This window comes from Paracoccus ferrooxidans, assembly GCF_029909815.1.
In the GTDB taxonomy this organism is placed as follows: domain Bacteria; phylum Pseudomonadota; class Alphaproteobacteria; order Rhodobacterales; family Rhodobacteraceae; genus Paracoccus; species Paracoccus versutus.
In genome coordinates, this window is sequence record NZ_CP038202.1 from 1,169,021 (window position 1) to 1,188,373 (window position 19,353).

Below are 19,353 nucleotides of genomic sequence, written 5' to 3' on the forward strand. Positions count from 1 at the left end.
CCGATAACAAGTTGGACCGAAAGTAACCTGCGGCCGCCACGCCTTCAAGGGGGCGCGCGTTGGGGCGTGCGTGGGGCGTGCCTCTCGACAGGGGCGCGGGGGCGGGCTATGCCCTGCCCATGATCGTGATCGCCGCCTTCCTGATTGGCGCAGCGATCGGCTGGATGCGCGCCGCGAAAGCCGGCGGCAGCCGCGCCGACAAGCTGCAATATGCCGCCGCCCATGCCCTGGCGCTGACCGTGCTGGGGCTGTTCCTGACCATCTTGCTCAGCCGGATGGGCTGATGTTCCGGCCCTTCCTCGACAGTCTGCGCCGCCATGGGGTGCCGGCCAGCCTGCGGGAATACCTGGACCTGCTGGCGGGGCTGCAGGCCGGGCTGTCGGACTGGTCGCCCGAGGGCTTCTATCACCTCGCCCGCGCCACGCTGGTCAAGAACGAGGCGCATATCGACCGATTCGACCGCGCCTTTGCCGAAGCCTTCGCGGGCCTCGACGAGATCCCGGTCGAGGCGCTGGTGAACGAGGTCTCGATCCCGCGCGAATGGCTGGAAAAGCTGGCCGAGAAGCTGCTGACCCCCGAGGAACGCGCCGCCGTCGAGGGCGCCGGTTCCTTCGAGGAGCTGATGAAGCGCCTGCGCGAGCGGCTGGCCGAGCAGCAGGGCCGCCACCAGGGCGGCAACAAGTGGATCGGCACCGCCGGCACCTCGCCCTTCGGCGCCTATGGCTACAACCCCGAGGGCGTGCGGATCGGGCAGCACGAAAGCCGCCACCGCCGCGCCGTCAAGGTCTGGGACAAGCGCGAGTTCCGCGATTTCGACGATTCGGTGGAACTCGGCACCCGCAACATCAAGGTGGCGCTGAAGCGGCTGCGGCAATGGGCCCGCCACGGTGCGCTCGAGGAACTGGACCTGCCCGGCACCATCCGCGCCAGCGCCGAGCATGGCTATATCGACGTCCAGACCCGGCCCGAGCGCCACAATGCCGTCAAGGTGCTGCTGTTCCTGGATGCCGGCGGCAGCATGGACGACCATTCCCGGCTGGTGGACGAGCTGTTCTCGGCCGCCCGCGCCGAGTTCAAGCACCTGGAGCATTTCTATTTCCACAATTGCGTCTACGAGGCGCTGTGGAAGGACAACCGCCGCCGCTGGACCGAGACGACGCCGACGTGGGAGGTCATCAACCGCTTCGGCCGCGATTACAAGGCGATCTTCGTCGGCGACGCCGCGATGTCGCCCTATGAGATCGCCATCCCCGGCGGCGCCAACGAACACTGGAACCCCGAATCGGGCGAGACATGGCTGCGGCGCCTGCGCGAGACCTGGCCCGACCATGTCTGGCTGAACCCTGTGCCCTGCGCGCATTGGCCGCATACCCGCTCGATCGACATGATTCGCGAGATATTCGAGGATCGCATGCAGCCCCTGACGCTGGAGGGGCTGACCCAGGCCATGCGAATCCTTGGCTGAGCGCCGCGCCATGCCCATATTGCGCTTATGCTGAAATTCACGCCGATCCTGCTGATCCTGCTCTATGCCGCCGCGATGTGGTTCTTTTCCGCATGGCGGCTCAAGGCCGAGCTGAACCAGAAGTCCACGCCGCTGCAGCACCCCCGGCTGGTGCCGATGCTGGAACGGCTGGGCCGGGCCATGGACCTGCCGCGGGTGCAGGCGCATGTCTACGAGGTCGGCCATGTGAACGGGCTGGCCGCGCCGGATGGCCGCATCTTCCTGACCCGCGGTTTCCTCGACCGGCTGGACCGCGGCGAAGTGACCGAGGCCGAGCTGGCATCGGTCATCGCGCATGAGCTGGGCCATGTCGCCCATGGCCATACCCGGCGCCGCATGGTGGATTTCGCCGGCCAGAACGTGGTGCGCATGGTGCTGGCGGGCGTGCTGGGCCGTTTCCTGCCCGGCATCGGCGTCTGGATCGCCAATCTCGCCGCCAGCGCCATCGCCGCGCGCCTGTCGCGCCAGGACGAGTTCGAGGCCGACGCCTTCGCCAGCGCGCTGATGGTCAAGGCCGGGCTGGGCACAGAGCCGCAGAAAAGCCTGTTTCGCAAGCTCGACCGGCTGGCGGGCGCGGGACGCGCCGGGGCGCCGGCCTGGCTGATGTCGCATCCGCCCGCCGCGGCGCGCATCGCCGCCATCGAAAAGCTCGAGGCGCGCTGGGAATTAGCCTAACTTGTCTGCGCGCGCGGATCGCGTATGCTGCGCGGGCAAGCAGTTGATTTCCCATGACCCGCCCCTTTCGCCGCCGCGTCCTCTACATTCCGGGCTATGATCCGATCCCGCCCCGCCGCTATCGCGAGCTTTACCGGCGCGAGGGGGCGGAACAGGCGCGCATCTCCGGCTACGGCCTGGCCTTCGGCCCGCGCCGCGACCGCACGGGCTTCGGCTGGGGCGTGACCGGCGACTTCGCCGGCACCGCCGCCGAGGCCGAGTTCGAGGTGCTGGTCTGGGCCGACATCGTGCAGGGCTCGATGGGCCAGGGCATCCTTGCGACCTATGGCCAGCTTTTCCGCACCGCCTGGGCCTATGTCGGCTCGGGCGCGCTGTTCCGGCTGATGCGGCTGCGCCGCGGGCCCGTCATCGCGGCGCTCTACCCGGTGGCGGTGCTGCTGGCGCAGCTGCTGGCCTCGGCGCTGGCCGGGGCGCTGCTCGGCTGGGCGCTGGGACGGCTGACCGGATTCGGCTGGTGGCTGGGCGGACCCGTCGCGCTGGCGCTGACCTGGGCCGGGCTGCACCTGTGGCGGCGCATCGACGGCAAGATCTTCGCCTGGTATCTGATGCACGACTATGCCTTCACCGCCCAGGACCGCGGCGCCTATCCCCCGGCGCTCAAGGCGCGGCTGGCGCGTTTCGCCGACCGCATCGCCGAGGTGCTGGCGGGCGACTGGGACGAGGTGCTGGTCGTCGGCCACAGCTCCGGCGCCTATCTGGGCGTCTCGGTTCTGGCCGAGCTGATCCGCTCGGGCCGGGTTCCCGCGCAGGGACCGCGGCTTTCCTACCTGTCGCTGGGCCATGTCGTGCCCATGGCGTCCTTCCTGCCGCGCGCGGACCGGCTGCGCGCCGACCTGCGCTTTCTCTCGGCGCGCGGGGAACTCGACTGGATCGACGTGACCGCGCCGGGCGACGCCTGCTGCTTCGGCCTGTGCGATCCGGTCGCGGTCTCGGGCGTCGAGCCGCCCGGCCGCCGCCACCCGCTGGTGCTGTCGGCGGCCTTCACCCAGACGCTTTCCCCGCAAAAGCGGCGCGCGCTGCGCGGGCGCTGGTTCCGGCTGCATTTCCAGTATCTCTGCGCCTTCGACCGGCCGGGCGATTACGACTATTTCGCCATCACCGCCGGGCCGCTGACGCTGGGACAGCGCTTCGCCGGGCGCAGCCATTCGCCGGGCCGCATCGCGCGCGCCGTCAACCGCCGGTGCGCGCCATGATCCCGCCCAAACCGCCGGCCCGACCGGGAAAAGCCTCGGTCTGGCGCTTCATCCGCGATTTCCGCCGCGACATCCTATCGGCGCAATCCGACCGGCTCTATCGCGCCTGGATGGCCGAGTTCCGCGGCCCCTTCGTCCACAGCTTCACCTGCAACGACCCGGCGCTGGTCGAGCTGATCCTGAAGAAGCGGCCGATGGATTTCCCGAAATCGCCGCGCATGGCCGCGGGCTTGCAGCCGCTGCTGGGCAATTCCAGCTTCATCTCGAATGGCGAGACCTGGCTCCACCAACGCCGCATCATCGACCCCGCCTTCGAGGGCGGCCGCCTGCGCGAGGCCTTCCCGGCGATGTGGGACGCGGCCCAGGCCGGCGTCGCGCGCCTGCAGCCGCTGGCCGACGGCACCGAGATCGACATCGAGCCGCAGACCAGCCATATCGCCGCCGACGTGATCTTCCGCACGCTGTTTTCGATCCCGATCGAGGATGCGACCGCCGCCCAGGTCTTCCAGGCCTTCCGCGAGCATCAGGAGGCGCAGCCGATGGTGAACCTCGGCGGGCTGATGGCGCTGCCCCGCTGGGCGCGGCTGCACGGCCGCCGGGTGCGCCGGACCGCAAGCCGCATCCGCACCCTGATCCGCCAGCTGGTCGCGGCCCGCACGGCCATGATCGCCGCGGGCACCGCGCCGCCGGACCTTGCGACCAAGATCATGACCACCCCCGACCCGCAGACCGGCCGCACCTTCACCGAGGCCGAGATGATCGACGAGGTCGCGACCTTCTTCCTGGCCGGGCACGAGACAGGCGCCTCGGCCCTGGCCTGGGCGCTCTACCTGCTCGCCGAAAGCCCCGACTGGCAGGACCGGCTGGCCGAAGAGGCGCGGCAGAACCTCGCCCCCGATTTCGCCGCCATGCGCCACCTGCCGCTGGCCCGCGCCGTCTTCCGCGAGGCGCTGCGGCTCTACCCGCCCGTCGCCATGACCGTGCGGCAATGCCGCCGGCCCGAAACCCTGCGCGACCGCAAGGCGCCCAGGGGCGCGCAACTTGTGCTGTCGCCCTGGCACCTGCACCGGCACCAGCGGCTCTGGAACGACCCCGACCGCTTCGACCCCGCGCGCTGGGAAACCGAAAACGGCAAGACCTGCCAGCGCGAGGCCTTCATCCCCTTCTCGGCCGGCCCCCGCGCCTGCCCCGGCGCCGGCTTCGCCATGATCGAGGGGCCGCTGATCCTCGCGGCGCTGCTGCGCGCCTATCGCCTGGAACCGGCCCGCGAACGCCCGGTGCCGGTGATGCGGCTGACGCTGCGCGGCAAGGACGGCATCCGCCTGCGCCTTTCCCCAAGGCAAGGGGGATGACCCGCGCCCGCCGCAGCTACCAAGGCACCGACGCCAAGGCATTTCTTCGTTCCACAAATACCCATGCGACGCCGCCAACCAGCGCAAACCGCCGCCCCCCGCGCCGGCATTTCCACCGCCCGCCCCGGCAATTCGCCCGTCCCGCCGCCCGCCATCCGTCACTTGGCCGCGGCCCCCATTGAACCGCCCCCGGCGCCCGGCTAGCCTTCCGCCAAAGCAGATGGAGGCTGACGTCATGAACCAACCGCAAAGCTGGGAAGCCAGGGCCGAGACCTATTCGCTCTACGGCTTCACCGACATGCCCTCGGTCCATCAGCGGGGCACGGTCGTCGTGACCCATGGCGAGGGACCCTATATCGTCGACGTGCATGGCCGCCGCTACCTGGATGCCAATTCCGGCTTGTGGAACATGGTCGCCGGCTTCGACCACAAGGGCCTGATCGAGGCCGCCAAGGCGCAATACGACCGCTTTCCCGGCTATCACGCCTTTTTCGGCCGCATGTCCGACCAGACGGTGATGCTGTCGGAAAAGCTGGTCGAGGTCTCGCCCTTCGACAGCGGCCGGGTCTTCTATACCAACTCCGGCTCCGAGGCGAACGACACCATGGTCAAGATGCTGTGGTTCCTGCATGCCGCCGAGGGCAAGCCGCAAAAGCGCAAGATCCTGACGCGCTGGAACGCCTATCACGGCGTGACCGCGGTTTCCGCCTCGATGACCGGCAAGCCCTACAACTCGGTCTTCGGCCTGCCGCTGCCCGGCTTCATCCACCTGACCTGCCCGCATTACTGGCGCTATGGCGAGAAGGGCGAGACCGAGGAACAGTTCGTCGCCCGCCTGGCCCGCGAACTCGAGGACACCATCGAGCGCGAGGGCGCCGACACCATCGCCGGCTTCTTCGCCGAGCCGGTGATGGGCGCGGGCGGCGTGATCCCGCCGGCAAGCGGCTATTTCCAGGCCATCCTGCCGATCCTGAAAAAGCACGACATCCCGATGATCTCGGACGAGGTGATCTGCGGCTTCGGGCGCACCGGCAACACCTGGGGTTGCCTGACCTATGACTTCATGCCCGATGCGATCATCTCGTCCAAGAACCTGACGGCGGGCTTCTTCCCGATGGGCGCGGTCATCCTCGGACCCGACCTCGGCAAGCGCCTGGAAGCCGCCGTCGAGGCGATCGAGGAATTCCCGCACGGCTTCACCGCCTCGGGCCACCCGGTCGGCTGCGCCATCGCGCTGAAGGCCATCGACGTGGTGATGAACGAGGGGCTGGCCGAGAACGTGCGCCGCCTCGCCCCCCGCTTCGAGGCCGGGCTGAAGCGCATCGCCGACCGCCCGAACATCGGCGAATACCGCGGCATCGGCTTCATGTGGGCGCTGGAGGCGGTCAGGGACAAGCCGACCAAGACCCCCTTCGACGCCAATCTCTCGGTCAGCGAGCGCATCGCCAACACCTGCACCGACCTGGGGCTGATCTGCCGGCCGCTGGGCCAGTCCATCGTGCTGTGCCCGCCCTTCATCCTGACCGAGCCGCAGATGGACGAGATGTTCGAGAAGCTGGAAAAGGCGCTCGACAAGGTCTTCGCCGAGGTCGCCTGAGCCCTCGGGCGGCCCCTACCAGGGGTCGCCCCCGCCCAGCACGGCGCGCGCCAGCAGCACCCGCTGCGGCGCGATCTGCGCCGCCTGCGCGAAATCCAGCACGCGCTGGTCGTGTTCCAGCAGGAAATCCAGCACGAAGACGGAAAACTCCGGCCGCGCCGCCATCGCGCGCAACCCCGCCACGTCGCTGCCCGATTGCGCCAGCAGCGCCCCCACCAGTTCCGCATCCCCGGCGATATGGGCAAAGCCCGCATCGGCAATGTCGCGCGCCTCGTTTCGTGTCATTCCGCTCTCGCTTTCGTGAAGCCCGGCGCGAATTTCTTCGCGGCCGGAAAGGATTTGTTAACCATTGCCGCGCAAGATGCGGCTCTGGGCTCGGGGTGTAAAGCAGGCGTAACCATGGCAGGGCGCATTCTTGTCGTTGACGGCGTGCCGACGAATCGCATCACCATGAAGGTGCGGTTGTCCTCGGCCTGCTACGAGGTCACGACCGCCACCTCGGGGGCCGAGGCCCTGCGCATCGCCCGGCTGATCCATCCGCAGATCGTGCTGGTCGGCGCCAGCCTGCCCGACATGGACGGGGCCGCGCTGTGCAGCGCGCTGCGCGCCCAGCCCTGGGCCGCCGACCTGCCGGTCCTGGTCCAGGCCAGCGGCACGGATCGGGTGGCGGCGCTGCGGGCAGGCGCGGCGGCGCTGATCGACGCAAGCAGCGACGAGTTGACGCTGCTTGCGCGCATTCGCGGGCTGATGCGGCATGAATACGGCGGGCTCGATCATCCCGCCCCCGGCATGGCCGAGGCGGCGGCGGGCTTTGCCGCGGACAACCGCCCGCGCGCGGTCTTCGTCGCCGACCGGACCGCCACGGCGCTGGGCTGGCGGCACGCCCTGCGCGACCGGGTGGATTTCGCCATCGCGGTCCACGAACCCGAACATGCGCTGGCCGAGGCGGCATCCAGCCGGGTCGCCGATCTCTACCTGATCGCCGCCGACATCCAGCAACCCGGCGACGGGCTGCGGCTGCTGTCGGAACTGCGCTCGCGCCCACGCTCGCGCGAGGCGGCCGTGGTGGTGGCGCTGCGCCCCGAACGGGCCGAGATGATGCCGGTGGCGCTGGATCTTGGCGCCGGCGACGTGCTGCCCTGGGATCTGGCCCGCCCCGATGCGGCGCCCGAGACGGCGATGCGCCTGCAGGCCCAGCTGGCCCGCAAGCACGAGGCCGACCGCCGCCGGCACGAGACCCAGCGCAACATGCGCTGGGCGATGACCGATCCGCTGACCGGGCTGCACAACCGCCGCTTTGCCCTGCCTCGCCTGGGCGAACTGGCGGCCGAGATGCAGGAGCGCCAGGGCGACCTGGCGGTGATGCTGCTGGACCTGGACCGTTTCAAGCAGGTGAACGACGTCCACGGCCATCCGGCCGGCGACGCCGTGCTGGCCGAGATCGCCGCCCGCCTGGCCGCCACCCTGCCCGAGGGCGCGCTGCTCGCCCGTTTCGGCGGCGAGGAGTTCCTGGCCGTCCTGCCCGATTGCCCGGCCCGCGCCGCCCGCCGCGTGGCCGAGGATCTGCGCCGCGCGGTGATGGCCGCGCCGGTCGCCCTGCCGCAGGGTTGCCAGAATGCCGAGCTGGGCGTCACCATCTCGGTCGGCGTGGCCACCGGCCAGGGCGCCCCGCATCTGCTGCCGCTGGACCCCGAGGCGCTGCTGGCCAGCGCCGACCGCGCGCTGCTCAATGCCAAGTCCTCGGGGCGCAATCGAATCGTCATGGCCGCGCCCGGAATTGCGGCCTGATTGCCGCTGCGTCCCTTTGTCGCGGCAATTCCCAACTTACGGCGCGCTTTTCTTTATGGGCCGCATCCCCTAGATAAAGGCGGAACAGGAAAGGAACGCGCCCATGCCTCATGCCTATTCCGACACCGCCCTGCCCGAACGTCCCGTCAAGCCGGCCATGCTGCGCGGCGCGCTTGGGCGCTGCCCCTCTTGCGGGCAGGGCCGGCTGTTTCGGGGCTATCTGTCGGTCAGCCCCACCTGCCCGCATTGCCACGAGGAACTGCACCACCAGCGCGCCGACGACGGCCCGGCCTATCTGACCATCCTGCTGGTCTCGCATCTGGGTGCGCCGCTGCTGCTGGCGATCTTCATGATGTATCGCCCCTCGGCCATGGCCATGCTGATCGGCTTCGGCCTGGGCGCGGTGGTGCTGTCGCTGCTGTTGCTGCCGCGGATCAAGGGCGGGATGATCGGCTTCCAATGGGCGCGCCGGATGCATGGCTTCGGCGCCGAGCCCGCCTCGATCGAGCCCGCCTCGATCGAGCCTGCCGCGATCGAGGCCGCCGCGTCGTGAGCACCATGGCCGGAACCCCCGCCCCGACGCGCGACGCCGCCGAGCAGCCGATCCGCGATGCCGCCACCGTCATCGTGCTGGACCGCAACGCCCAGGGCGGGCCTTCGGTGCTGATGGGGCAGCGCGGGGCTTCGGCCGTGTTCATGCCTTCGAAATACGTCTTCCCCGGCGGCGCGGTGGATGCGGGCGATGCGCAGGTGCGCCTGGCCGGCGAACTGCCGCCCCGGACCTCGGCGCTGCTGGCGGCCGAGCCGCGCAACGGATCGCAGGTCACGCCCCTGGCGCTGGCCGCCGCCGCCCTGCGCGAACTGGCCGAGGAAACCGGCCTGCTGACCGGCCCCCCCGGCCCCGCGCCCGAGGGCTGGGACCATTACGCCGGCGCCGGGCTGGCGCCGGATGCCTCGGCGCTGATCTACATGTTCCGCGCCATCACCCCGCCCGGCCGGCCCCGCCGCTTCGACGCGCGCTTCCTGCTGCTGGACGCCGAGCGGCTGCACGGCGACCGCCACGATTTCAGCGCCGCCTGCGATGAGCTTTCGCATCTGCATTGGGTGCCCCTGCCCGAGGCGCGGGCGCTGGACCTGCCCTTCATCACCGAGGTGGTGCTGGCCGAGGTGGCAAGCCTGCTGGCCGGGGCCGGCGACGGGCCGCTGGCCCCGCCGCCGACGGTGCCCTTCTTCGACAACCGCCTGGCGGTGCCGCGCTTCAAGCGCATCGGCTAGGCGGGCTCAGCCCCCCGATTCAGCACCCCTTGAAGCGGGGCGCGCGCTTTTCCAGGAAGGCGGCGACGCCCTCGGCGAAATCCGCCGTGCGGGCCATGTCGCCTTGCAGCCTGGCCTCCAGCCGCAACTGCCCGGCCATGTCGTTGCCGCCCGAGGCGCGCAGGGCCTGCCGGATTGCCAGGAAGGCGGCGGTCGGCCCCTGGGCCAGGGCTTGGGCGCGGGCGGCCACCACGGTTTCGAACTCGGCGTCCGGCACCGCCTCCCAGATCAGCCCCCATTCCGCCGCCTTCGCCGCGGGAATGCGGTCGGCGAAGAGCATCATCCCCATGGCGCGCGGCACCCCGACCGAACGCGGCACGATGAACGTCCCGCCCGCATCCGGGATCAGGCCGATCCGGCTGAACGCCTGCACGAAACTGGCGCTTTCCGCGGCGATGACCACATCGGCGGCCAGCGCCAGGTTGGCCCCCGCCCCCGCCGCGATGCCGTTCACCGCAGCGATCACCGGCACCGGCGCGTCCGAGATGGCGGCCAGCATCGGCTCGTATTCCTCGCGCAGGATGGTTTCGACGTCGAACCCGCCGGTGGCATCGGTCAGATCCTGGCCCGAGCAGAAGCCGCGCCCGTTCCCGGTCAGCACCACGCAGCGCGTGCCCGGCGGCAGGTCCGTCAGCGCCGCGACGATCTCGGCCCGCATGGCGCGGTTGAGCGCGTTGACCACGTCGGGCCGGTTCAGCGCCAGCCTTGCGATGCCGTCTCGATGCGTGAATTCGATGGTCTGAAAGCTCATCCTGCCCCTCCCCCGGTTTCGGCCATCCTGCCGGGGCGGGGCGCGGCGGGAAAGCCCCGACCCTGCGTCAGTCGCGCAGGATCCGCTCCAGCCGGGCCTTTTCCTCGTCGCTGAGCTTGGCCGGCCCTTCCTCGGCCAGGCCGCGCGAGCGGATGAAGCGCCAGCCCACCAGCAGCGCCAGCAGCGCCATGACCGGCCCGGCCAGGTAAAGCAGCCAGTTCGCCCCACGCGCCGGCGGCTCGAACAGGACATATTCGCCGAAACGGTCGGCGATGGCCTGCACCGCCTCGCTGTCGCTGTCGCCGGCGACCAGGCGCTCGCGCAGGTAAAGCCGCAGGTCGCGGCTGATGGCGGCATTCGATTCGTCGATGGTCTCGCCCTGGCAGACCGGGCAGCGCAGGGTCTTGGAGATCTCGCGCGCCCGCGCCTCCAGCGCCGGGTCGGACAGCACCTCGTCGGGCTGGACGGCCAGGGCGGGCAGCGCAAGCAGCAGCGACAGGCACAGGATCAGGGCGCGCATGGGCTACTCCGCCGGCTGGGGCGCGACGCGGGCATGGCGGGCGCCGGCGGCGACGCGATAGCGCCGGTCCGACAGGCTGATGAAGCCGCCAAGCGCCATCAGCGCCGAACCCAGCCAGATCCAGCTGGCGAAGGGCTTAATATAGACCCGCACCGCCCAGCCGCCGTCCTGCTGCTCGTCGCCGATGACCAGGTAGAGGTCGCGGAACAGCCCGTTCTGGATCGCCGCCTCGGTCGTGGGCATGGATTGCACCGGGTAGACCCGCTTTTCGGGATGCAGCAGCGCGACCTGCCGCCCGTCGCGATCGACGCTCATCGCGGCGATGATCGAGTTGTAGTTGGGGCCCGGACGCTCTTCGACGCTGTCCAGGGTGATGTCGTAGCCGGCGACGGTAAAGGTCTCGCCGATCCGGGCCACGCGGATGTCCTCGACCTGCCAGGCCATCAGCAGGCTGATGCCGATGAACGTGACGCCCAGCCCGGAATGGGCCACGGCCTTGCCCCAATCGGCGCGCGGCAGCCGGCGCAGGCGCGCAAGGCCGGAATTGCCGGTGCGCAGCCACAGGTCGGCGGCCGCGCCCGCGACCAGCCAGGCGCCCAGGCCCGCGCCGATCACCGCCAGCGCCGAATGGCCGGTCGAGACGGCAAAGACCAGCGCCATCACCGCCCCGGCAAAGACCAGCGCGCCGCGCAGCGGGTAAAGCGCGCGCTTCAGCTTGCCGCGCTTCCACGGCAGGATGGCGCCGACCGGCAGGATGATCGCCAGCGCCACCATGAAGGGCGTGAAGGCCTGTTCGAAGAAGGGCGCGCCGACCGACAGCCTGCGGTCCCACAGCATCTCGGCCACTAGCGGCCAGACCGTGCCGATGAAGACCACGAAGGTCGAGACCGCCAGCAGGATGTTGTTCAGGACCAGCGCCCCCTCGCGCGAGACCGGGGCGAAGGCGCCCCGCGCCTGCATCGAGGCGGCGCGGAAGGTGTAAAGCAGCAGCGCGCCGCCGACGAAGAAGGCCAGGATCGCCAGGATGAACACGCCGCGCTGCGGATCGCTGGCGAAGCTGTGGACCGAGGTGATGACGCCCGAGCGCACGATGAAGGTGCCGATCAGCGAAAAGCCGAAGGCCATGATCGCCAGCAGGATGGTCCAGCTTTTCAGCACCTCGCGCTTTTCCACCACGATGGCGGAATGCAGCAGCGCGGCGGCGATCAGCCAGGGCATGAAGCTGGCGTTTTCCACCGGATCCCAGAACCAGAAGCCGCCCCAGCCCAGCTCGTAATAGGCCCACCAGGATCCCAGCGCGATGCCGATGGTCAGGAACACCCAGGCCGCCAGCGTCCAGGGCCTGACCCAGCGCGCCCAGGCGGCATCGACCCGCCCCTCGATCAGCGCGGCGACGGCGAAGCTGAAGGCCATGCTGAGCCCGACATAGCCGAGGTAAAGGAAGGGCGGATGGAAGGCGAGGCCCGGATCCTGCAGCAGCGGGTTCAGGTCGCGCCCGTCGAAGGGCGGGCTTTCCATGCGCAGGAAGGGGTTCGAGGTGAACAGGGTGAAGGCCAGGAAGGCCGCGCCGATCGAGGCCTGCACCGACAGCACCCGCGCCCGCAGCTTGGGCGGCAGGTTGGCGTCGAAGACGGCCGCCATGGCGCCGAACAGCGCCACGATCAGCACCCACAGCAGCATCGAGCCCTCGTGGTTGCCCCAGACGCCGCTGATCTTGTAGATCATCGGCTTGGCGGTGTGCGAGTTCTGATAGACCAGCGCGACCGAGAAATCCGAGGTCACGAAGGCCATGGTCAGCGCCGCGAAGGAAATGCCGACCAGCCCGAACTGCGCCAGCGCGGCAGGGCGGGCGGAGTCGATCCAGCCGCTCCAGCCCTTGCTGGCACCGATCATCGGCACGACCATCTGGAACAGGGCCACGACAAAGGCCAGGATCAGTGCAAAATGGCCAAGTTCAGCGATCATGGGCTTCCTCCGGGGGTGGCTGCGCCGCAGGATAGCCGCGGTGCGGGCGGCAAACCAGCCCCCCCGCACCTGCCAGATTGTCACAGCATCGCTAGCGCGCCGCGCCGGCCGCGGCCCAATCCCGCAGGGCCGGGTTGTCCTCGAAGGGCTCGGCCGTCATCAGCGGCGCCTGGGATGCGGCCGGCGCGTCCTCGGCGCCTGCCTTGCGCGGCGGGACGGGCAGCATGGGCCGGCTGCGAAAGTAATGCGCCTCTCGCGCGCCGAAATAGAAGCTGATGATGGCGCCCAGCAGCCACCAGAGCGGCTCGGGCACCAGGTTCAGGTTCTCCATCCGCAGGCCGAAACCCTCGGGATCGGCCATGGCATAGGTGAACAGCCCCACCGTCCCCAGCGTCATCAGCGGCCGCGGCAGCCGGTTCAGCCCGTTCATCATCGCGTCGAACCAACCACACGGCTGGGCGGCGAACTCGCCGGAAAGCTGGGCGATGGCGCGGGCATAAGCCTCTTCGTCCAGTTCCATGCGCCGCGTCGCGTTCTCGCGGAACACCTCGGCCACGCCGGTCGCGGCATTGGCGACGGTGGTGACGGCGCCGCTGGCGCCCAGGAAACGGTCCATCAGCCCCATTTCGCCACCCTCGCCCGATGCTCGGCCGCCGTCAGGTGATACTTGGCCGAGATGAACTCCTCGGCCCGCAGGATCCAGCCGCCCTTGCCCCCCGTTCTGGTGCGGGCGTATTTGCGGCTGGCCGGGCGCGCATCGCCCAATGCGTAGTAATAGTTGCGCCGCGCGATCCCGTAGGCATCGGCGAAATAGCCCGGCGCCGCCGCATCGGCCTGCTGCGCAGCCTGGATGGTGCGCGGCCCGACCACGCCGTCGTCCGTGGCCGCAAAGCCCATGCGCGTGGCCAGCCGTTGCAGGATCTTCACCGCATTGGCACCGGCATTGACATACATGTCGAAGACCGAGGCCTGCACCGAGACCGGCAGTTCCGCCAGCCGCGGGCGGCGGAAATAATGCTCGACGAAGATGCGCTCGGCATCGGCGCGGGTCAGCGCCCTGACATCCGCCACGTCGACCCGCCCGTCGCCGGTCCTGTCGATCCCCAGCCGCTGCAGGGTCGCCAGCGTGACGCCGAATTTCGTCGCCCCGCCCGGATCGTCGGGGTCGTTGACGTAGCCCCCCTCACGCGCGACGATCTCGGCCGCGATCTGCGTTACTGTCTTCATGTCCAGCCCCCAATCCTGAAGCGGACCAAGGCTGGAGAAATCCGGTTAACCGGCCGTTAACCGGGCGCGCGTTGCGTCAGGAGTTCGGCTCCTGGTAGACGCCCTGCTCCTTCAGCGAATCCATGACTTCGCGCGGCATGTAGTTCTCGTCGTGCTTGGCCAGGATTTCCGAGGCGACGAAGGTCTCGCCCTCCATGCGCCCGGTGCCGATCATGCCCTGGCCTTCCGAGAACAGGTCGGGCAGCACGCCGGTAAAGCGCACCGGGATGGTGGCGCCGCCGTCGGTCACGCGGAAGGTCACCGTCTCGCTGGCGCCGCGCACCAGGCTGCCGTCCTCGACCAGGCCGCCTAGGCGGAACACCTCGCCCACCTCGGGCGGGTTCTCGGTCATCTGGCTCGGCGAGCGGTAAAGGTTGATGCCGTCGCGAAACCCGTAGCCGATCAGCCCGACGGCCAGCACAAGGGCCACGGCGGCGGCTATCAGGATCTGGATCCGGCGTCTTTTCTTCAATGACTTCATGTTGCAAGCTTTCCTTGTTCAGGCGCTTTCGAACCTGATCGGATGGCGGAGGAATTGCGTGGCCTTGCCCGAGACGCGCTCGGGATCGCCCGTGGTCAGGAAGCGCGAACGGGTGCCCGCGCCCAGCATTTCAGGATGGCGCTCAAGATAGTCATCAAGGCTTTCGGCGACCAGGTCGGGCTGGGAATAGACCTTGACCCCCGGCCCCAGCGCCTTCTGGAAGGCGGCCTGCACCAGCGGGTAATGCGTGCAGCCCAGGATCGCCGCCTCGGGATGCGGCATCCGGCGCAACAGCGCCTCGACATGGGATGTCACCAGCGCCTCGGCCAGGATCTCGTCGCCCATCTCGATGGCGTCGACGACGCCGCCGCAGGGCTGGGCCTCGACATCGACGCCGATGGCGCGAAAGGCCAGCTCGCGCTGGAAGGCGCGGCTTGCCACGGTGGCGGGCGTGGCGAACAGCGCCACATGCTTCACCGCCACCTCGCGCGGGGGCGAATTGTCGCCCCAGCCGCGCTCGGTCAGTGCCTCGATCATCGGCACGAAGACCCCCAGCACGCGCTTGTCCGCGGGCAGCCAGGTCTCCTGCATGCGCTTGAGCGCGGCGGCCGAGGCGGTGTTGCAGGCCAGGATCACCAGATCGCAGCCCTCGGCCCAAAGCCGCTCGACCCCGGCGCAGGTCAGGCCGAAGATGTCCTCGGCGTCGCGCACGCCATAGGGGGTATGGGCATTGTCGCCCAGATAGACCAGCGGCAGGTCGGGCATCCGGGCGGCGATGGCGGCCAGAACAGTCAGCCCGCCCAGACCCGAATCGAATACGCCCACCGCCATGACTAGCCTCCTGCTCGCGAATGGCCTTTTTTAGGATGCGCCGCGCCGGAATGCCATGATTTATGTCACCCCGCCGCCGGGCCGGGGAGTGCGGCGAGGCAAGGCCTTTGGGGCCGCCCCAGCACGGGTTTTCCCGGCCGATTCCCCTGCCGGCGGGACGCAGGGGCGGCAGCGGCGGGCCGCCCTTGCGGCAGAAGGTCGCGCGGCCCGGTCCCGCGCCCGGTCGGGGGCATCCGCCCGACCACCCGGCGCAGTTCAAAAGCGCGTGACGTTTCGCCGGTCCGAATCGGCACCCCGGACGGGATTTGCACAGGCCTGGCCTGCCCCTGCTCGCCGGGTGGCCATTCGCTGCGCATTGTGGGTAAGCAACACTGTCCGAGAAAGGGTTTTCTTGGCGTTTTGCAGGCTTGTTCCGCTAACCTTCTGTGATAAGGGTTGCACGGATTGCATGGCTGATGCCGCAAGAAAGCACTGTTATGGACTGGGATAAGTTAAGAATATTTCATGCCGTCGCCGACGCGGGCAGCCTGACCCACGCGGGCGATGTTTTGCACCTGTCCCAGTCCGCCGTCAGCCGCCAGATCCGCGCGCTGGAGGATTCGCTGGGCACCACCCTTTTTCACCGTCATGCCCGCGGGCTGATCCTGACCGAACAGGGGGAACTGCTGTTCGAGGCGACCTCTTCCATGGTCCGCAAGCTCGACACCACCGCCGCCCGCATCCGCGACAGCGAGGAAAGCGTCTTCGGCGAACTCAAGGTCACGACCACCACCGGCTTCGGCACCATGTGGCTGGTGCCGCGGCTGGCCAAGCTTTACGATCGCTATCCCGATCTCAAGATCGACCTGATGCTGGAAGAACGCGTGCTGGACCTGCCCATGCGCGAGGCCGACGTCGCCATCCGCATGAAGGAGCCGAACCAGCAGGATCTGATCCGCCGCCGGCTGCTGAACATTCGCATGCGGCTTTATGCCACGCCGGAATATCTGGCCAAGGCCGGCACCCCCGAGACGCTGGAGGATCTGGGGCCACACCGGCTGATCTGCCAGAACCCGCAGACGCCGCAGGTCAGCTCGGGCGCGGTGCTGTCGCAGATGCTGCTGGCGCGCAACGTCAGCTCGACCCTGATGGTGAACAATTACTTCGGCGTGCTGCAAGGCGTGCTGAACCATGTCGGCATCGGCGTCCTGCCGGATTACCTGTCGTCGGATTTCCCCAGCCTGACCCGCGTGTTGCCCGACATCCAGTCGGGCGAGGTGCCGGTCTTCCTGGCCTTCCCCGAGGAATTGCGCGCCTCGCGCCGCGTCGCCGCCTTCCGCGATTTCGTGCTGGAAGAGATCCAGTCCCTGCGCCGCCAGCAGACCGAGGAACAGGCCACCGACCCGTCCGCGGGATGAGCGCGAAACGGGCAGATGCCGCACGGCTTTGCCCGAGGCATTCGCAGAATGCATATCGGGCATGTGCTGCAATGCGGAAATGATCCTTGAACCGTTCGCCGACTGCACATATTTCCGATCTCGAAGGCGATGGTTTGAGGAAACTCTCATCACCTTCAACCTCCCTGTTGGACTTGAGCCGGGCTTCATGCCCGGCTTTTTTTTGCCCCGCCGGCCGCGGTTTTTCCCGGCCCCGCGCGCGGGCCCCTTTCCTAACCCTTCGCCGCCGCTTAAAAGGCCGCAAAACCGGGGGAAAGGCGCCAGGACATGAACGAACCGCAGATCACCGAGGAACTGATCGCCGCGCACGGGCTCAAGCCCGACGAATACCAGCGCATCCTCGAGATCATCGGGCGCGAGCCGAGCTTCACCGAGCTGGGCATCTTCTCGGCGATGTGGAACGAGCATTGCTCCTACAAGTCGTCCAAGAAATGGCTGCGCACCCTGCCGACCACCGGCCCGCAGGTGATCTGCGGTCCGGGCGAGAACGCGGGCGTCGTGGACATCGGCGACGGCCAGGCCGTGGTCTTCAAGATGGAGAGCCACAACCACCCCAGCTATATCGAGCCGCACCAGGGCGCCGCGACCGGCGTCGGCGGCATCCTGCGCGACGTCTTCACCATGGGCGCCCGCCCCATCGCCGCCATGGACGCGCTGTCCTTCGGCCGGCCCGAGCATCCCAAGACCGCGCATCTGGTCAAGGGCGTGGTCGAGGGGATCGGCGCCTATGGCAATGCCTTCGGCGTGCCGAACGTGGGCGGCGAGGTGCGCTTTCACCGCAGCTATGACGGCAACTGCCTGGTGAACGCCTTTGCCGCGGGCCTGGCCGACAGCGACAAGATCTTCTATTCCGCCGCCTCGGGCGTGGGCATGCCGGTGGTCTACCTGGGTGCCAAGACCGGGCGCGACGGCGTCGGCGGTGCCACCATGGCCTCAGCCGAGTTCGACGACACCATCGAGGAAAAGCGCCCGACCGTGCAGGTCGGCGACCCCTTTACCGAGAAATGCCTGCTGGAAGCCTGCCTGGAGCTGATGCAGACCGACAGCGTGATCTCGATCCAGGACATGGGCGCGGCCGGGCTGACCTGCTCGGCGGTCGAGATGGGCGACAAGGGGGGCCTGGGCATCAAGCTGGTGCTGGACGCCGTGCCGCAGCGCGAAACCGCCATGACCGCCTATGAGATGATGCTGTCCGAGTCGCAGGAACGCATGCTCATGGTGCTGAAGCCCGAGAAGGAGGCCGAGGCGCGGGCGATCTTCGAGAAATGGGACCTGGACTTCGCCATCGTCGGCGAGACCATCGCCGAGGACCGTTTCCTGATCGTCCACGGCAACGAGGTCAAGGCCGACCTGCCGCTGTCCAAGCTTTCCTCCAGCGCGCCGGAATACGACCGTCCCTGGGTGGAAACGCCCGCCGCGGCCGAGATGCCCGCCCTGCCCGCCATCGGCCCGATCGCGGCGCTGAAGGCGCTGATCGGCAGCCCCAGCTACGCCCACAAGGGCTGGGTCTGGGAACAATACGACACCCAGGTCGGCGCCGATACCATCCGCCGCCCCGGCCTGGGCGCCGGCGTGGTGCGGGTGCATGGCACGAAGAAGGCGCTGGCCTTCACCAGCGACGTGACCCCGCGCTATGTCCGGGCGAACCCCTATGAGGGCGGCAAGCAGGCGGTGGCCGAGGCTTACCGCAACCTGACCGCCTGCGGCGCCCTGCCGCTGGCCACCACCGACAACCTGAACTTCGGCAACCCGGAAAAGCCCGAGATCATGGGCCAGCTGGTCGGCGCCATCAAGGGCATCGGCGAGGCCTGCGCGGCGCTGGATTTCCCCATCGTCTCGGGCAACGTCTCGCTTTACAACGAGACCGACGGCAAGGGCATCCTGCCCACGCCCACCATCGGCGGCGTCGGGCTGATCGCCGACCTGGACGGGCTGATCGCCGGCCTGCCGGCCGAGGGCGACCTGGCGCTGGTCATCGGCGAGACGCGGGGCCACCTGGGCCAGTCGGCGCTGGCCGCCGAGGCCTTCGGCATCGAGGCCGGCGACGCGCCGCCCGTGGACCTGGCCGCCGAGCGCCGCAATGGCGAATTCCTGCGCGCGCATGGCGGGCTGGTCCGGGCCGCGGCCGACCTGTCGGATGGCGGGCTGGCGCTGGCGGCCTTCGAACTGGCCGAGGCGGCAGGCCTGGGCGTGACGCTGGACAGCGCCGGGATCGCCCAGCTTTTCGGCGAGGACCAGGCGCGCTACCTGGTCGCCTGCACCGCCGGGAACGCGGCCAAGCTGGCCGAGGCGGCCGCGGCGGCCGGCGTGCCGCTGGCGACGGCCGGCAGCTTCGGCGGCGAGACGGTGGTCCTTGGCGGCGATGCCGCGGCCCTGGCCGAGCTGTCGCAGCTTTATCGCACCGCCTTCGAGAAAAGCCTCAACCTGGAACTCGCCTGAGCCCGGAAAGCGGCCCTTGGCCGCTGCCTCCGGCGGGGAGTATTTGGGGAACAGAGAAAGCGCTAGCCGGCGGTTTCGTCGTGCCGGCGCCGGCCCCTGGCAGGCTGCTGCGTGCGATGGGAGAGCTTGGGCCGGGAACCGGGAAAGTCGCCTCAATCCTGCCGAAAATGCCCGGTTTTCA

19 protein-coding genes are annotated in these 19,353 nt (G+C 69.3%); 11 read left to right on the forward strand and 8 right to left on the reverse strand.

The genetic code is table 11. The features are described from left to right. Positions 1-59 precede the first annotated feature (59 nt). The 6 genes from E3U26_RS22725 (at position 60) to E3U26_RS22750 (ending at position 6,381) form a co-directional block, all read left to right on the forward strand. Positions 60-284, forward strand: coding sequence for a hypothetical protein (locus tag E3U26_RS22725; RefSeq protein ID WP_140846490.1), 225 nt, complete (start codon positions 60-62; stop codon positions 282-284). Next, positions 284-1,465: a vWA domain-containing protein gene (locus tag E3U26_RS22730; protein ID WP_499106722.1), complete on the forward strand. Its 1,182-nt coding sequence runs from the start codon at positions 284-286 to the stop codon at positions 1,463-1,465. The genes E3U26_RS22725 and E3U26_RS22730 overlap by 1 nt, the downstream gene beginning before the upstream one ends. 27 nt (positions 1,466-1,492) lie before the next feature. Then, positions 1,493-2,179: a M48 family metallopeptidase gene (locus E3U26_RS22735; RefSeq protein WP_036756498.1), complete on the forward strand. Its 687-nt coding sequence runs from the start codon at positions 1,493-1,495 to the stop codon at positions 2,177-2,179. 53 nt (positions 2,180-2,232) lie between these two features. Continuing rightward, on the forward strand, positions 2,233-3,432 hold the full coding sequence (locus tag E3U26_RS22740; protein WP_499106724.1) for a hypothetical protein: 1,200 nt from the start codon (positions 2,233-2,235) through the stop codon (positions 3,430-3,432). Continuing rightward, a complete protein-coding gene (locus tag E3U26_RS22745; RefSeq protein WP_499106725.1) occupies positions 3,429-4,784 on the forward strand; it encodes a cytochrome P450 family protein in 1,356 nt (451 codons plus the stop codon). The genes E3U26_RS22740 and E3U26_RS22745 overlap by 4 nt, the downstream gene beginning before the upstream one ends. A 235-nt stretch (positions 4,785-5,019) precedes the next feature. Continuing rightward, positions 5,020-6,381, forward strand: a complete 1,362-nt coding sequence (locus E3U26_RS22750; protein ID WP_499106726.1) for a PLP-dependent aminotransferase family protein — start codon at positions 5,020-5,022, stop codon at positions 6,379-6,381. A 15-nt stretch (positions 6,382-6,396) separates the two neighbouring features. On the opposite strand, the gene E3U26_RS22755 is transcribed toward E3U26_RS22750, so the two are convergent. Continuing rightward, positions 6,397-6,666 carry a DUF3572 domain-containing protein gene (locus E3U26_RS22755; RefSeq protein ID WP_114536948.1) on the reverse strand — a complete coding sequence of 90 codons (270 nt, stop codon included), beginning with the start codon at positions 6,664-6,666 and terminating at the stop codon, positions 6,397-6,399. Between the two features lie 114 nt (positions 6,667-6,780). On the opposite strand from E3U26_RS22755, the gene E3U26_RS22760 reads away from it, so the two are divergent. The 3 genes from E3U26_RS22760 (at position 6,781) to E3U26_RS22770 (ending at position 9,444) form a co-directional block, all read left to right on the forward strand. After that, complete coding sequence (locus tag E3U26_RS22760; RefSeq protein ID WP_072463058.1) at positions 6,781-8,169, forward strand: diguanylate cyclase; 1,389 nt, start codon at positions 6,781-6,783, stop codon at positions 8,167-8,169. A gap of 103 nt (positions 8,170-8,272) precedes the next feature. Then, on the forward strand, positions 8,273-8,722 hold the full coding sequence (locus E3U26_RS22765) for a DUF983 domain-containing protein (protein WP_499106728.1): 450 nt from the start codon (positions 8,273-8,275) through the stop codon (positions 8,720-8,722). Between the two features lie 5 nt (positions 8,723-8,727). Further along, positions 8,728-9,444 (forward strand): NUDIX hydrolase, encoded by a 717-nt coding sequence (locus E3U26_RS22770; RefSeq protein ID WP_036756485.1) that lies wholly within the window; start codon positions 8,728-8,730, stop codon positions 9,442-9,444. Between the two features lie 19 nt (positions 9,445-9,463). Here the strand turns inward: E3U26_RS22770 and E3U26_RS22775 are convergent, their stop codons facing one another. From E3U26_RS22775 to E3U26_RS22805, 7 genes are all read right to left on the reverse strand, one after another. Next, entirely contained in the window at positions 9,464-10,234 is a 771-nt protein-coding gene (locus E3U26_RS22775) for a Clp protease/crotonase-like domain-containing protein (protein ID WP_499106730.1), read from the reverse strand. A gap of 67 nt (positions 10,235-10,301) precedes the next feature. Next, complete coding sequence (locus E3U26_RS22780; RefSeq protein WP_036756481.1) at positions 10,302-10,754, reverse strand: cytochrome c-type biogenesis protein; 453 nt, start codon at positions 10,752-10,754, stop codon at positions 10,302-10,304. Positions 10,755-10,757: 3 nt separating this feature from the next. Then, the gene (locus E3U26_RS22785) at positions 10,758-12,719 is read right to left on the reverse strand and encodes a heme lyase CcmF/NrfE family subunit (RefSeq protein WP_499106731.1); all 1,962 of its coding nucleotides are present in this window, start codon (positions 12,717-12,719) and stop codon (positions 10,758-10,760) included. A 91-nt stretch (positions 12,720-12,810) separates the two neighbouring features. Then, positions 12,811-13,344, reverse strand: coding sequence for a holin family protein (locus E3U26_RS22790; protein ID WP_243785851.1), 534 nt, complete (start codon positions 13,342-13,344; stop codon positions 12,811-12,813). Further along, complete coding sequence (locus E3U26_RS22795) at positions 13,335-13,946, reverse strand: holin-associated N-acetylmuramidase (protein WP_036756474.1); 612 nt, start codon at positions 13,944-13,946, stop codon at positions 13,335-13,337. Before E3U26_RS22795 ends, E3U26_RS22790 begins: the two co-directional genes overlap by 10 nt. Before the next feature lie 76 nt (positions 13,947-14,022). Next, the gene (gene ccmE / locus E3U26_RS22800) at positions 14,023-14,466 is read right to left on the reverse strand and encodes a cytochrome c maturation protein CcmE (protein ID WP_036756472.1); all 444 of its coding nucleotides are present in this window, start codon (positions 14,464-14,466) and stop codon (positions 14,023-14,025) included. Positions 14,467-14,484: 18 nt separating this feature from the next. Further along, complete coding sequence (locus tag E3U26_RS22805; RefSeq protein WP_036756470.1) at positions 14,485-15,297, reverse strand: glutamate racemase; 813 nt, start codon at positions 15,295-15,297, stop codon at positions 14,485-14,487. Between the two features lie 476 nt (positions 15,298-15,773). Between E3U26_RS22805 and E3U26_RS22810 the strand changes: the two genes are divergently transcribed. Together E3U26_RS22810 and purL are read left to right on the forward strand one after the other, a co-directional pair. Next, a complete protein-coding gene (locus tag E3U26_RS22810) occupies positions 15,774-16,694 on the forward strand; it encodes a LysR family transcriptional regulator (RefSeq protein WP_499106733.1) in 921 nt (306 codons plus the stop codon). 306 nt (positions 16,695-17,000) lie between these two features. Then, positions 17,001-19,172, forward strand: a complete 2,172-nt coding sequence (gene purL, locus E3U26_RS22815) for a phosphoribosylformylglycinamidine synthase subunit PurL (protein ID WP_214274519.1) — start codon at positions 17,001-17,003, stop codon at positions 19,170-19,172. Positions 19,173-19,353: the final 181 nt, after the last annotated feature.